Origin of the sequence: Neisseria iguanae, assembly GCF_003013245.1 — a bacterium.
Classification (GTDB): Bacteria; Pseudomonadota; Gammaproteobacteria; order Burkholderiales; family Neisseriaceae; genus Neisseria; species Neisseria iguanae.
Genome location: NZ_PXYY01000010.1, coordinates 34,823 through 48,737, shown reverse-complemented (window position 1 = coordinate 48,737; position 13,915 = coordinate 34,823). Strand labels below are relative to the sequence as shown.

The 13,915-nt window shown below is 49.6% G+C and carries 12 protein-coding genes and 2 pseudogenes; 9 read left to right on the top strand and 5 right to left on the bottom strand.

The genetic code is table 11. The annotated features are described in order from the left end of the window. Window positions 1-331, top strand: a pseudogene (locus C7N83_RS14515) (IS1595 family transposase); the annotation flags it as partial. A gap of 644 nt (window positions 332-975) precedes the next feature. Here the strand turns inward: C7N83_RS14515 and C7N83_RS14155 are convergent. After that, window positions 976-1,191, bottom strand: coding sequence for a hypothetical protein (locus C7N83_RS14155; protein WP_146135081.1), 216 nt, complete (start codon window positions 1,189-1,191; stop codon window positions 976-978). 148 nt (window positions 1,192-1,339) lie between these two features. Beyond that, complete coding sequence (locus C7N83_RS03045; protein ID WP_106740543.1) at window positions 1,340-2,524, bottom strand: phosphoglycerate kinase; 1,185 nt, start codon at window positions 2,522-2,524, stop codon at window positions 1,340-1,342. Window positions 2,525-2,746: 222 nt separating this feature from the next. Here C7N83_RS03045 and C7N83_RS03040 point away from each other — a divergent pair, with 222 nt between their 5' ends. The 3 genes from C7N83_RS03040 to C7N83_RS16525 all read left to right on the top strand — a co-directional run bounded on the left by C7N83_RS03040 (window position 2,747) and on the right by C7N83_RS16525 (window position 5,699). Then, on the top strand, window positions 2,747-4,066 hold the full coding sequence (locus tag C7N83_RS03040; protein ID WP_106740541.1) for a M16 family metallopeptidase: 1,320 nt from the start codon (window positions 2,747-2,749) through the stop codon (window positions 4,064-4,066). A 47-nt stretch (window positions 4,067-4,113) separates the two neighbouring features. Then, the gene (locus C7N83_RS03035; protein ID WP_106740540.1) at window positions 4,114-5,415 is read left to right on the top strand and encodes a M16 family metallopeptidase; all 1,302 of its coding nucleotides are present in this window, start codon (window positions 4,114-4,116) and stop codon (window positions 5,413-5,415) included. 149 nt (window positions 5,416-5,564) lie between these two features. Beyond that, window positions 5,565-5,699 carry a hypothetical protein gene (locus C7N83_RS16525; RefSeq protein WP_281256728.1) on the top strand — a complete coding sequence of 45 codons (135 nt, stop codon included), beginning with the start codon at window positions 5,565-5,567 and terminating at the stop codon, window positions 5,697-5,699. Window positions 5,700-5,846: 147 nt separating this feature from the next. Here C7N83_RS16525 and C7N83_RS03025 read toward each other — a convergent pair whose 3' ends face one another. Continuing rightward, the gene (locus C7N83_RS03025) at window positions 5,847-6,317 is read right to left on the bottom strand and encodes a CYTH domain-containing protein (RefSeq protein WP_106740537.1); all 471 of its coding nucleotides are present in this window, start codon (window positions 6,315-6,317) and stop codon (window positions 5,847-5,849) included. Window positions 6,318-6,332: 15 nt separating this feature from the next. Then, window positions 6,333-6,758, bottom strand: a complete 426-nt coding sequence (locus C7N83_RS03020) for a CopD family protein (protein WP_106740535.1) — start codon at window positions 6,756-6,758, stop codon at window positions 6,333-6,335. Between the two features lie 249 nt (window positions 6,759-7,007). On the opposite strand from C7N83_RS03020, the gene C7N83_RS03015 reads away from it, so the two are divergent. Beyond that, entirely contained in the window at window positions 7,008-7,283 is a 276-nt protein-coding gene (locus tag C7N83_RS03015) for a hypothetical protein (protein WP_106740533.1), read from the top strand. A 150-nt stretch (window positions 7,284-7,433) separates the two neighbouring features. Next, the gene (gene mnmE, locus C7N83_RS03010) at window positions 7,434-8,798 is read left to right on the top strand and encodes a tRNA uridine-5-carboxymethylaminomethyl(34) synthesis GTPase MnmE (RefSeq protein WP_106740532.1); all 1,365 of its coding nucleotides are present in this window, start codon (window positions 7,434-7,436) and stop codon (window positions 8,796-8,798) included. A 28-nt stretch (window positions 8,799-8,826) separates the two neighbouring features. Here the strand turns inward: mnmE and C7N83_RS15140 are convergent. Next, window positions 8,827-9,150: pseudogene (locus C7N83_RS15140) on the bottom strand (IS481 family transposase); the annotation flags it as partial. A gap of 486 nt (window positions 9,151-9,636) precedes the next feature. On the opposite strand from C7N83_RS15140, the gene metG reads away from it, so the two are divergent. The 3 genes from metG to C7N83_RS02990 all read left to right on the top strand — a co-directional run bounded on the left by metG (window position 9,637) and on the right by C7N83_RS02990 (window position 13,607). Beyond that, window positions 9,637-11,688, top strand: coding sequence for a methionine--tRNA ligase (gene metG, locus C7N83_RS03000; protein WP_106740530.1), 2,052 nt, complete (start codon window positions 9,637-9,639; stop codon window positions 11,686-11,688). 731 nt (window positions 11,689-12,419) lie between these two features. Next, window positions 12,420-12,842 carry an ACP-like domain-containing protein gene (locus C7N83_RS02995; RefSeq protein WP_211296563.1) on the top strand — a complete coding sequence of 141 codons (423 nt, stop codon included), beginning with the start codon at window positions 12,420-12,422 and terminating at the stop codon, window positions 12,840-12,842. 432 nt (window positions 12,843-13,274) lie between these two features. Next, window positions 13,275-13,607, top strand: coding sequence for a zinc ribbon domain-containing protein YjdM (locus C7N83_RS02990; RefSeq protein ID WP_106740529.1), 333 nt, complete (start codon window positions 13,275-13,277; stop codon window positions 13,605-13,607). The last annotated feature ends 308 nt before the right edge of the window (window positions 13,608-13,915 follow it).

Genomic DNA, 13,915 nt, shown 5'->3' with positions numbered 1-13,915 from the left:
GGAAAGGATGCCTTATTTCCGGTTATCAAACAGCAAACAACACCTGACAGCATTGTTTATACCGGTAGTGACAGGGGCTGTGGCGTGCTTGATGCGGGGCAGGTTCAGGCATCAGCGCATCAACCGTTCACAGTTTTTTGCAGACCGTCAAAACCCTATCGGCGGTATTGGAAATTGTTGGAACCGGGCGAAGCGCGTCTTGCGCAAATACAATGGGGTTGGCTGTAAACCTTTCCCGCTGTCCTTGAAAGAATGCGGGTTCCGCTTTAACTTTGGCGTACCGTCCGGGCAGCTTGAAATGCTGCGGGAATGGTGTGGTGTTTGGGGTTAATCTGCGTCAGCCCCTTTATTTTTAGTGGCGGATTTGCCATATCTTTCGGCCTGTCCGGCAACCCGTAAAAGTCCTAAAACGGCTCTTCAAGCAAAAAACAAAAACGCGAACAACGCTGGAATTTGTTACATATCAAATTATTATTATCACAATGAAAAGCAATGGCCTGCCGCATCATTCCCTTATTGCCCGAACCCATTGGCCCGCTTGCCCAAGCTGTGCACATTAAAATAGCATGATTTTGCGCCGTGAAAAGCCGTCTGAAAAGTTCGGCAGCATTTCAAACGCCATGATATTAGGAGGTGTCCTCATTTTTTTTGCGTCACACATTTTCGAGCAAAAAAGCACGTACACCAGGCGAAAGACACAGTAAGATGCGCCGTTTACCACCGTGAACGGACACAAGGCCGCCTGAAAAGTTCGGCAGCATTCCAAATGCCATGATATTGGGGAGTGTCCTCATTTCTTTGGCTGGTGGTGTGTTTGTGTTGCCCGAATACCGTAGTCAGGAGATAGGCAAACTTTTGGTACAGTAGGTTTATCTGCCGCCCGTGTCATAAAACCGACCGGCATTGGGATAACGGCGAAACTGTGTCGGTGATGAAACAGGATTTGTGATTGGCGGATAAAAAAAGCCGAACGGTTCATGCTCGCACCTCCGACATCAAAGCGGATACGGTTAATTTGCCGTATAAATCGGCGGTGTCAAAAGCAGATTGATGACTGTATGGGCTTAAAACAGGGAAATTTCTAGTTTCTTGAATAGTCGGAACATCGTTTATTTCAACGAATACGCGACAGATATAGGAAATCGGATTTGTTCGCGGTTGCGGTGTGATGATGTAATAACAAATTGACATTTCAGATTCCTTGAAAATTCGGTTAATCGGAACTTGTCAAGGGCTTTTGTTTGTGATTTACACTCCCTTAACGGAGTGCAATATATAAGGCCATCTGAAACGCTGTTTAAAAAAGTGTTCAGACGGCCCCAACTTATCCTCAGTCAAATCATCTTATTGCTCCACGTTGCTCCAACACCGCAACGGCCGGTAATTCTTTACCTTCCAAAAATTCCAAAAACGCGCCGCCGCCGGTGGAAATGTAGCTGATTTGGCCGGTAATGCCGAATTTGGCAACTGCCGCCAAGGTATCGCCGCCGCCGGCAATTGAGAAGGCTTGGCTCTCGGCGATGGCTTTAGCCACGGCTTTGGTGCCGCCGGCGAATCGGTCGAATTCAAACACGCCGACCGGGCCGTTCCACACGATGGTGCCGGCGTTTTTCAAAAATTCGGCCAAGGCTTGAGCCGATTGCGGGCCTACGTCTAAAATCATGTCGTCTGCGGCCACATCGCCGATCGGTTTGGTTTCGGCGGCTGTGCTTTCGGCAAATTCTTTGGCGGTCACGACATCGGTCGGCAGAGGTACGGAGCCGCCTTTGGCCGCCATTTTGGCCAAGATTTTTTTTGATTCTTCCACCAAGTCGGCTTCAGCCAGCGATTTGCCGATGGCTTTGCCTTCAGCCAGCAGGAAGGTGTTGGCAATACCGCCGCCCACGATGAGCTGGTCCACTTTGTCGGCCAGTGATTCCAAAATGGTGAGTTTGGTCGATACTTTGCTGCCGGCGACAATCGCCACCAACGGGCGCACCGGTTCTTTCAAGGCTTTGCCCAAAGCGTCAAGTTCGCCCGTCATCAATATACCTGCGCAGGCCACCGGTGCGGATTGTGCCACGGCTTCGGTCGAGGCTTGGGCGCGGTGGGCGGTGCCGAATGCGTCGTTGACGAATACGTCACACAAAGCGGCATAGGCTTTGCCCAGCTCTAAATCGTTTTTCTTTTCGCCTTTGTTGATGCGCACGTTTTGCAGCATGGCAATCTCACCGGCTTGCAGTTTAGGCGGGTTTTCACGCCAGTCGTTCAGCACGTTGACTTCTTTGCCCAAGAGTTTGCCCAAATGCGCGGCCACAGGGGCAACATCGTCTTCCGGCTTAAATTCGCCTTCGGTCGGACGGCCGAGATGGGTCATCACAATTACTGCCGCACCGTTGTCCAAGCAGTAGCGGATGGATTTGAGCGAAGCCCGGATGCGGGTGTCGTCGCTGATTCGGCCGTCTTTAAACGGTACATTCATGTCGGCGCGGATAAGGACGGTTTTGCCGTTGACGTTTTGTTCGGTCAGTTTCAAAAATGCCATGATGCTTCCTTTGTTTGTATAGAATGGAAAAAAACGGATGAAAACACAACCTAATTATCCGCCATCAAAGAAGTCGGGTAAAGGTGTGACGTCAAACAGACAATCCGCGCAAAAACCGGTTGGGGCCGTCTGAAAAGCCAGACTGTGAAACTGTGCAAACGCACTTTATCATTTTGATTGAAATGTTTTATGATTGGTTTGATTGCAAAGATTAGGAAAACCATGTTAAGCAAAACCGTCTGGCTGGCTATGCTGGCCATTGCCGCGCCTGTGTGGGCGAAAACCTTGTCACAAACCCTGCCTAACGGCCTGAAAGTCATCGTCAAAGAAGACAAGCGTGCGCCGGTGGCGGTATCGCAGCTTTGGTATAAGGTCGGCAGCGTCGATGAAAAACCCGGCAAAAGCGGTTTGAGCCATGCGCTGGAACACATGATGTTCAAAGGCACGCCATCGGTACCGGCCGGCGAATTCCACCAACGCGTGGCAGCCTTGGGCGGCAAACACAATGCCTACACCAACCGCAGCGAAACCGTGTATTACGAGAACATTTCCGCCGCCAACCTGCCGGAAGTGTTGAAGCTTGAAGCCGACCGTATGCAAAATCTGAATTTCAGCGACAAAGACTTTACCAACGAAATGAGTGTGATTCGTGAAGAGCGCCGCCAGCGTACCGAAGATACCGCGTCGGGCAAAATGTGGGAGCAGGTTTTTTTAAGCAGTTTCACCAAGCCTTCTATGCGCGCCAGTGTGATCGGCTATATGGACGATTTACACACCCTCAAAGCAGACGACTTGCGCGGTTGGTACCGCCAATTTTACGCCCCCAATAATGCTACGCTGGTGATTGTCGGCGATGTCGATGCCAGGCAAACGATTCAGACGGCCTCGAAATTATTCGGCAGTATTCCCGCCAAAAACCTACCACAGCGCAACGATTTGAGCGAACCGGCCGAACGGGAGCCGGTGTTTGCCGAAACCACATCCGCCATGACCCGTCAGCCCTTGGTGGCTTTGTCTTATCGGGTGCCTGCGCTGCAAACGCTTAACGACAACCTGCCTTACGCGCTCGATGTATTGAGCGATATTTTGTCGGGCAACTCATCGAGCCGTTTGGATAAAAATCTGGTGCGTGGCAAGCAAACTGCTTTGAGCGTGGGCGCCAACTACGATATTTTAAGCCGCGAAATGCCGCTGTTTAATATCGTTGCTATACCGGGCAGCGGCGTGAGCGAACAGGATTTGTTGGCCGCCATACGCGCCGAAATCCAAGATATTGCCGACAACGGCGTAGATAAAGACGAACTCAAACGCGTCAAAACCCGAATGGCCGGCAGCGAAATCTACGCCCGCGATTCCATGACTTCACAGGCTTCGCTGATGGGACGCTTGGAAACGCGCGGTTTTAAATACACCGACGAAGCCGAAATCCGCCGCCGCCTGCAAAAAGTGACCGCTGCCGATGTGCAGGCGGCCGCGAAACTCTTGACCGACAAACGTTCGAGCGTGGTGGTGGTGAAACCGCAGGCGCAATCTACAAAATAATCAAGGCCGTCTGAAACATTCAGACGGCTCCAACAGAAAGTTTTAACATGCATTTCAAAACCTTTATACTGGCGCTTGCTGCCTTGCCGTTGACCACCCAAGCGGCGGTGGACATCCAGCGCTGGACGACATCGGAAGGCACCCAGATTCTGTTGGTCGAGCGGCGTGAAAACCCGATTGTCGATATGAAAATCAGCTTCAAAGGCGCAGGTAGTGTGTTCAATCCGCAGGGCAAAAGCCAAGTGGCCGAATTTACTGCCGCATTGTTGACTGACGGCACGAAAACGCTGGACGAAGAAGCATTTAACGAAAAAGCCAACGACATCGCCGCCAACATCGGCAGCGACAGCGGGCATGAAACCGCCACCATCAGTTTCCGCAGCTTGAGCAAAGCTAAGAATCTGAAGCAAACCGTGGCTTTGGTCAACGAATCCTTAACCGCGCCGCGCTTTGACCCTGCCGTATTTGCCCGCCGCCAAAAGCAGGCCGTGACCGCCTTGCAGCAGCAGGAAACCGCGCCCGATTTTACTGCCGGACGCGCGTTTACCAAGCTTGCTTATCCGAGCCACCCCTACGGTAAAGATGCTTATGTGACGGTTGACAGCCTTAAAGCCGTGACGCTTGACGACATCCGCGCCTTCCACCGCACGCACTACGGCAAAAACAATGCGGTGGTGGCGATTGTCGGTGATGTCAGCCGCCGTCAGGCAGAAAAAATGGTGCAAACCGCATTGAAAGGATTGCCGCAAAAAAGCCGCGCGGACAGCAGCATTGCGCCGGTGGACAAGCAAACCGCCCAACGCCGCGACATTCCGTTTGCCGGCGAACAGGCGCAAATTATTCTGGGTATGCCGCTGATTAAACGCCACGATCCGGATTATTACGCGCTGGTGGCAGGCAATTATATTTTGGGCGGCGGCGGCTTCGACAGCCGCCTGATGAAGCGCCTGCGTGACCAAAAAGGCTATACCTACGGCGTATACAGCAGCTTGGTACCGCTGACCGAAGCCGGTGTGTTCCGCATTGGCTATTCGACGCAAAAGAAAAATACCCGCGCATCTTTGGCCGATGTGCGTGCGGTGGTGGAACAGTTCATTGCCGAAGGGCCGACCGAAGCCGAGTTGGAACAGGCTAAAGCCAACATCATCGGCAGTTTTCCGCTGCGCTTCGATTCCAATGCCAAACTGCTGGACTATTTGAGTTTGATCGGTGTGCATAATTTGGAAAGCAGCTATTTGGAAGATTACCCGAAAGCAGTCGGACGGCTCACGACCGCGCAAATCAAAGACGCATGGCAGCGCCGGGTGAAATTCAGCGATTTGCATATTGTGGTGGTGGGTGCGCAATAGCCGGTACCTTTGCAGAAAAGAGCGGTACCGTCAATCTGTAAACCGTCATCCCGCCTGTGCGGGAATGACGGAGATGTCGGCCGTCTGAATCTGAAAGCGTGGCATCGCAGCCGTCCGGTGTGTCAATGCGGTACGGATTGAATATCGGCATGCGATTCGCCGCTTTGAAACCAAATCTGTCGCATACCGCAGTGTTCCAACGCAATCAGGCACGCGGGATAGCAGCGTACCGCTTCGAGCGCAATTTCGAGCGCAATCTATTCATTGCCGTGCGGGTGAAATAAAAACGCGCCTGCTTCTTCAGAATGGCAATAGCGCGTGATGTTAACCATATCCGCCGCGCTTAACAGGATGGACATAGCGGCGGATATGCGGTCCGGCGGCGACGCGGATAGGGCGCAGAGTAACGACAGGACAGGCAGCAGGCGCAATTAACGCGCCCAAGTGGCGTAAGGGTGTTTGCTCAGATAGGCATTGGTGAATTTGCCGTCGGACGTGATTTCGTTGCCCAGCCAGTCGGGGCGGGCAAATGCGGCATCTTCAGACGGCAATTCGATTTCCGCCACAACCAGCGGCGCGTTGTCGCCGGAATATTCGTCGATTTCGTAGACAAAACCTTCAAATTCGACGCGGTAACGGCGTTTTTCCATCTTGAACGGGCACATCGCCGCCATCATCGTTTGCGCGTGTTCCAGCGGAATTTCATATTCAAATTCGCTGCGGCTCATATCGGAAATATAGCCCTTCAGCGTCAGCCACGCTTGATGATTGATAATGCGCACGCGGATGGTACGCTCTTTTTCCACACTCAAATAGCCTTGCTGCAGCATTTGCGGCGCGGATGCGGTGTGCCGCCAATCATCGTTTTTCAATAAGAAACGGCGTTCGATTTCAACAGACATATTTCAGACGGCCTTTCAAAAAGGTTTGAACACAACAAGATACAGCGCGCCAATCATCAGCAATACCGGCACTTCGTTAAACACGCGGTAAAACTTATGCGAGTGGCGGCAGGCGTGTTGTTCGAAGCGGTGGAGGTGTGCGCGGCAGATGTGTTGGTAGCCGATGAGCAAAATACCCAAGGCTGCTTTGCCGTGTACCCAGCCCATAGACCACCAGCCGGTGACAAACGGAATCACAAAGCCGCAAATTACGGCCAAAATCCCCAGCGGTGACATAAATTTATACAGCCGCTGCGCCATGCCCAACAGCCGCGTATATTCGGCGGATTCGGTTTGCGGATTGACCTGCGCCAGATTCACATAAATGCGCGGCAGGTAAAACAGTCCGGCAAACCAGGAAATCACAAAGAAAATATGCGCCAGTTTTAACCATAAATACATTTTTCAGACAGTCTTCTTATCAGATAAACATTATTGTAGCCTTAAATCCACATCTGCCGCCAAAATCCGCACCATTTTTTGCTGACAAAACGCATAACCGACAATTTTATGGGACGAAATTCCCGCCCCAACCGTTATTTTCGGTTTGCCGCATACCATTTTTCAGCAGATTTTGCTAAAATGGCAAAGATATACCATGCGATTATGCAGATGCGGATAATTCCCCCACGCTTACGGAAAAATAAAGACATGAAACAATTCGAAATCAACAGCGGCGTAAAAAAACGCCTCAACGATTATCTGGCCGCCAATCAAACCGACCTGAAAACCGTCATGGACAACCCAACCACCAACGGTGAAGTGGCCGCGATTATCCACGAAGGCCTGCCGATGATGGTACGCAAAATCTATCCGTTGGAAAAGATGAAGGATTTCTTCTGGAATAAAAAAGACCTGATGGTTGAATTCGTTGCCATGCGTCTGGCCGCGGCGGACAAAGCCAAACCGGCGAAGAAAAAACGCTGATAAAGGCTTGAGGCCGTCTGAATACTGATTCGGAACTTTTCCCAATCAGTATCTGCCGGCAAACAGTTTACCTTATAGCAAATGCCGTCTGAAACCCTTTTCAGACGGCATTTGCTATAATCTTGCTTATTTATCCGAAAAGAGACGGCCATGTCCGCACCCAATCCCACCATAGCTGCCATTGCCACCGCGCCCGGCCGCGGCGGCGTCGGCGTAATCCGCTTGTCCGGCAAAGATTTGCTGCCTTTGGCGCAGGCATTGAGCGGAGGTAAAACACCCAAGCCGCGCGCGGCTTTGTACACTGATTTTCTCGATGCCGACGGCCAAACCATCGACAACGGCCTGATGCTCTACTTCGCCGCGCCCGCCAGTTTTACCGGCGAAGATGTTATCGAATTGCAAGGCCACGGCGGACCGGTGGTAATGGATATGCTGTTGCAGCGTTGTTTCTCACTCGGTGCCAAAGCTGCCGAGCCGGGCGAATTCACCAAACGCGCCTTTCTTAACAACAAACTCGATTTGGCGCAAGCCGAGAGCGTGGCCGATTTGATTGATGCTTCGAGCAAAGCCGCCGCCCGCATGGCATTGCGCTCGCTCAAAGGCGCTTTTTCACAGCACATTCACGCGCTGGTCGATGACTTGGTTACGCTCAGAATGCTGGTTGAAGCCACGCTGGATTTTCCCGAAGAAGACATTGATTTTCTTAAAGCCGCCGACGCACGCGGCAAGTTGCAGAATTTGCAAAGCCGTCTGAAAACCGTGTTGGCCAGTGCCGAGCAGGGTGCGATTTTGCGCGAAGGCATGAACGTGGTGTTGGTCGGTGCGCCCAATGTCGGCAAATCCAGCCTGCTCAACGCCTTGGCGGGCGATGATGTGGCGATTGTCACCGACATCGCAGGCACCACCCGCGACACCGTGCGCGAGCAGATTACCCTCGACGGCGTACCCGTACACATCATCGACACTGCCGGTTTGCGCGATACCGATGACGTGGTCGAGCAAATCGGCATCCAGCGCAGCCAAAAAGCCGTTCAGGAAGCCGATGTCGCGCTGATTCTGATCGATCCGCGCGAAGGCATCAATGCCAAAACCCAAGCCATTCTCAACGGCCTGCCCGACGGTTTGAAAAAAATCGAAATCCACAACAAAACCGATTTGACCGGCGATACGGTGGAAAAAGTTTCAGACGGCCTCACGCAAACGGGTGCCGACACTTTAATCAGACTTTCCGCCAAAACCGGCCAAGGTTTGGATTTGCTCAAACAGGCGCTGTTGCAGGAAATCGGCTGGCAGGGAGAAAGCGAGAGCCTGTTTCTCGCCCGCAGCCGCCACCTCACCGCATTGCACGCCGCCGAAGTCGAGCTGGAAAACGCGGCATTGTGCGGTAACGACCAAATCGAACTCTTGGCCGAACATCTGCGCTTGGCACAAGTGGCGTGCAGCGAAATCACCGGTGAATTTACCGCCGATGATTTGCTGGGCGTGATTTTCTCGCGTTTCTGTATCGGCAAATAAAATCAAGTATAAGAAACAGCCGCGTTGTTTATACAACAGATTGAGAAAAATAAGTCTGTAAAATCTCAAAAGGCGTATCAACTTTCAACCCCTTATTCGGCTTAACCGGATGATAAAAATTCACAAAAACGGCATAATTCCGTTGCCGGTGTCCCGAATCCTTAAACGGAAACTTATCATGCCACATTTCCATTAAAGTACGGATAACCTGCTCTGCTTCACTGTTGGTTTGCGGTCCGGCAATACGGGTAAACTTTTGACCGCTATTGTTTTGCACACAGGCAGCCGCAAACGGATGTGCCGCATTGCCCCGATATTCCATGCCGTTATCCGGGTAAGCATATCCGATGGTATCTATTTCAGACGGCCTTTTATGGAGCTAAACATTATTGATGTGACGGAAAGGATGGCGTGATGGAAATTTTACCGGTTTTATTTCCCCCTGCTTTTCCTAACTGCCTGCCAACACCGGACACCGACGGCCACGCAGGACGCCCCGTTCCCTGCCACCTCCTGCCGGCAGAATCTCTGCACCCGCAAATACGCTCCCGTTTTCTCCACCATCGGGCAGGGCAGGTGGGGTAGCCGTTTGGCAATCCGGGCAAGCGAGACAAGATATCCATGCCGGCCTCGGCGCGCGTGACAGCCTGTGTTGGGCCGTTATCTCACCATAACCCGCATCAAGGCCGTCTGAAAAGACATGGAATGAATCATGGATTCCAATTAAATCAGCACAAGGCAAGGCCATGCCGGTTTAAATTGAACCTGCGGTAATGCTCAGACGGCCTTTTACGGTATAATCCCCCATCTTTATTTGATTGTTTCCAAAGCATAAACCATGACACGAAAAATTCTAGTGACTTCCGCCCTGCCGTATGCCAACGGCAGCATCCATCTGGGCCACATGGTCGAACACATCCAAACCGACATTTGGGTGCGCTTTCAAAAATTGCGCGGCCACGAATGCTACTACTGCTGCGCCGACGATACTCACGGCACCCCGGTGATGCTGGCGGCGCAAAAGCAAGGTTTGCAGCCGGAAGACATGATTGCCGGAGTGCGCGAAGCGCATTTGGCCGACTTTACCGGCTTCAGCATCGGCTACGACAACTATTACAGCACCCATTCACCTGAAAACAAAGCGTTTTCAGAAAAAATATACCGCGCCCTGAAAGCCAACGGCAAAATCGAAAGCCGCGTCATCGAGCAGCTTTTCGACCCTGAAAAACAAATGTTCCTGCCCGACCGCTTTGTGAAAGGCGAATGCCCGAAATGCCATACCAAAGACCAATACGGCGACAACTGCGAGTCCTGCGGTACCACTTATGCCCCAACCGAGCTGATTAACCCGTATTCCGCCGTATCCGGTGCCGCGCCGGTGTTGAAAGAATCCGAGCATTTCTTCTTCAAATTGGGCGAATGTGCCGATTTTCTGCAGGAATGGACGTCTGGCAACAATGCTTTGGGCAAACCGCATTTGCAGCCCGAAGCCTTGAACAAAATGAAAGAATGGTTGGGCGGAGACGGAGAAACATCGTTGTCGGATTGGGATATTTCCCGCGACGCACCTTATTTCGGCTTTGAAATCCCCGATGCGCCAGGCAAATATTTCTATGTGTGGCTGGATGCGCCGGTGGGTTACATGGCATCGTTCAAAAATCTTTGTGACCGCACCGGCTTGGATTTTGATGAATTTTTCAAAGCTGACAGCCAAACCGAGATGTATCACTTTATCGGCAAAGACATACTGTATTTTCATGCCTTGTTTTGGACAGCGATGCTGAAATTCTCCGGCTACCGTACTCCGAGCGGCATTTTCGCCCACGGCTTTTTAACCGTTGACGGCCAAAAAATGTCGAAATCGCGCGGCACGTTTATCACCGCCAAATCCTATTTGGATCAAGGCCTGAATCCGGAATGGATGCGCTACTACATCGCCGCTAAACTCAACAGCAAAATCGAAGACATCGATTTGAATTTGAACGACTTCATCAGCCGCGTCAACAGCGATTTGGTCGGCAAATACGTCAACATCGCCGCCCGCGCCAGCGGCTTTATCGCCAAGCGTTTTGAAGGCCGTCTGAAAGATGTTGCAGGCAGCGCATTGCTGGCCAAACTCGCCGCCGGGAGCGAAAACATCGCCGGGTGTTACGAAAACCGTGAATATGCCAAAGCCCTGCGCGACATTATGGCGCTGGCGGATATCGTGAACGAATACGTTGATGCCAACAAACCGTGGGAATTGGCCAAACAGGAAGGACGGGATGCGCGTTTGCACGAAGTGTGCAGCGAGCTGATTAATGCCTTTACCATGCTGACTGCCTACCTTGCGCCGGTATTGCCGAAAGTAGCCGAACAAGCCGCCAAGTTCCTCAATCTGCCTGAGATTACATGGGAACATACCCGCCAAACTTTGGGCGGGCACGCCATCAACAAATACGAACATTTAATGCAACGCGTGGAGCAAAAACAAGTGGATAATTTAATCGAAGCCAACAAACAAAGCATTCAGGCCGCAGCCGTTCCGGCTGAAGCCGGCAAATTCGTCCCTGTGGCCGGGCAAGCCGGCTTTGACGACTTTATGAAAATCGACATGCGCGTGGCCAAAGTATTGAACTGCGAAGCAGTGGAAGGCAGCACCAAACTGTTAAAATTCGACCTTGATTTCGGCTTTGAAAAACGCGTGATTTTCTCCGGCATCGCCGCTTCCTACCCGAATCCGGCCGAACTAAACGGCCGTATGGTGATTGCCGTTGCCAACTTCGCCCCGCGCAAAATGGCCAAATTCGGCGTATCCGAAGGCATGATTCTGAGCGCGGCCACGGCTGACGGCAAGTTGAAACTGTTGGACGTTGATGCAGGGGCACAGCCGGGTGATAAAGTCGGCTGAGGTTTTCTGCAAGGAAAAATGTCGGTCATATGACCGACATTTTTATGTTATTCGTGCATGGAGAAAATGAGTTATATGGCTTCGGTTATTTTTAATGTGCCTGGAATAATTAAAATAAAATCCACATGCCCATATAGAAGAAAAAATATCAAAAATTTTTACAACCTGATATTGTAATTTTCGCTTATCTTTCCCCATTCTTGGCAGCAATGAAGTCCATATTGGTGACAAGTTCTATTTGGCGGGCTTATCATTACTGCCATAATGGAATTATTTTTCTATGTACTTTATTCGTGTATTTTATTTTTCAGCAATAATGCAGAAAGAGAAAAAGGGCAGTCAATAACGGTAATTTTCATGATAGTTACCAATATAAAGTCATAAAAGGATGAAATTTGGCTTAATTTTACCATTTGGGTGGGACGGTATGGATTACTTTCAATGATTTATTTAATGATAATTAAAGTACAAGTGTAAATAAAAGTATACTGATAACTTATTTGATAATCATATGTTGTCTTAATAAATGTAAGAAATTATTTCAAAATAGTGTTTGTGTTAACACAAACACCAAATCAGCAATAATGCTTTACCGTTATGCAGTACTAAGTTTGATTTTCTTCTTATATTGCTTATATAATGCAAGCCAAGATAAAGCAATCTTACTGAGAAACATAGGATTGTTTGATAACCGAATCATTTTTCGTTTTACCTTATTTTAAGGAGTTGTTATGAAAACAGTTCAATTTGTTGCTCCATTATTTGTACTTGGTATGTTATTCTCAAGCGTAGCATCTGCTGAAATGATACAGCCTGATGAAGCCCGTGAAATCACTACCAAAGTCAGACAAGTAACCTATAATTGTAGTATAGGTGGTCGTGTAGGCGTGACATATGGATTTGATAAACAAAAATATCCAACCTATGCTCAAGCTCGTTTAGGTGGTAAAAATCGTTTTTTACCCATCAATTGGCAACATTCAGATGTCGCTACTGATTCTTTTTCTTTCGGTGATGAAAATACTTGGACAATTGGCGGTTCATCTCTTACGTTAGGTAGCTATCACAACTCAAATGTTTTGATCTTGAGTCCTGGTTCAAAAATTAGTTACAAAAACTGCAAAGTTGCCAGCATTAAAAAAGTAAAGGGTTGATGATCCATTATTGAGCAAAGTAAAGGAAGAGGAAAATAGGCATATTTTTTTGAGATAGTGTTACCGGTGGTGGCCATTGTGTTCAGTAAATTATTTGGTTGGCTGGTAATTTTACAAGATGGCTTGAGTCCGCCTAAATCACCGGATGGCGAGTTTGTCCCTAAAAGCTCTTCAATTAATGTAATGCTTCTTAATTGCATTCGGTGGTTATCTGTTTGGAAAAATAAGAAATTAGCCTTTCCTAAACTTATGAAATTTTCAAATGTTTGTTTAATAGAAATATCAAAATAATAGGGCGTAGCTCGGCCATATTTGGCTATGTTTCCAAGATAATTTAAATGCTTGCATCATCAAAGGCCGTCTGAAAGATTTTTTCAGACGGCCTTTTCCTTTATAATCCGCGTATTCAAAAAACATTTATAAGGAACCGCCATGTCGCTCCCATCTTGTCCGCAATGTCAATCCGAATATACTTACGAAGACGGCGAAATGCTGGTCTGCCCAGAATGCGCCCACGAATGGTATGCAGGTGAAGCGGTTGCTGAAGAGGCGTTGGAAGTCAAAGATGCCAACGGCGCGGTATTGGCCGACGGCGATACTGTGGTGCTGGTTAAGGATTTGAAAGTGAAGGGCAGCTCGTCGGTGATTAAGCAGGGCACGAAGGTAAAAGGTATTCGTTTGCAGGAAGGCAGCCACAATATTGGTTGCAAAATCGATGGCTTCGGTGCGATGAACCTGAAGTCCGAGTTTGTCAAAAAGGCTTGATTTTGTTAAAATAAATGCCTGTATTGACTGTGTGGTGAAGGCCGTCTGAAACTTTTCAGACGGTCTTTGTTTTATTTGCATTCACGGTATTTGCTTCTTTTTTCATTATAGTAAATGAGTTTGCATATACACAGTGCGGGACCTTTGCAAAACGAGCAAATTTTCAGAAACCTGTAATCCGCCATTCCAGCGCAGGTGGGAATGACGGGAATAGGTTTCTTTCTCAAATTGGGTTTTGCAAAAATCTCAGTCCATTCCAAACCATCATTCATAGATAAAAGCCTGATGGTGGCGTGTATCGTTGCATG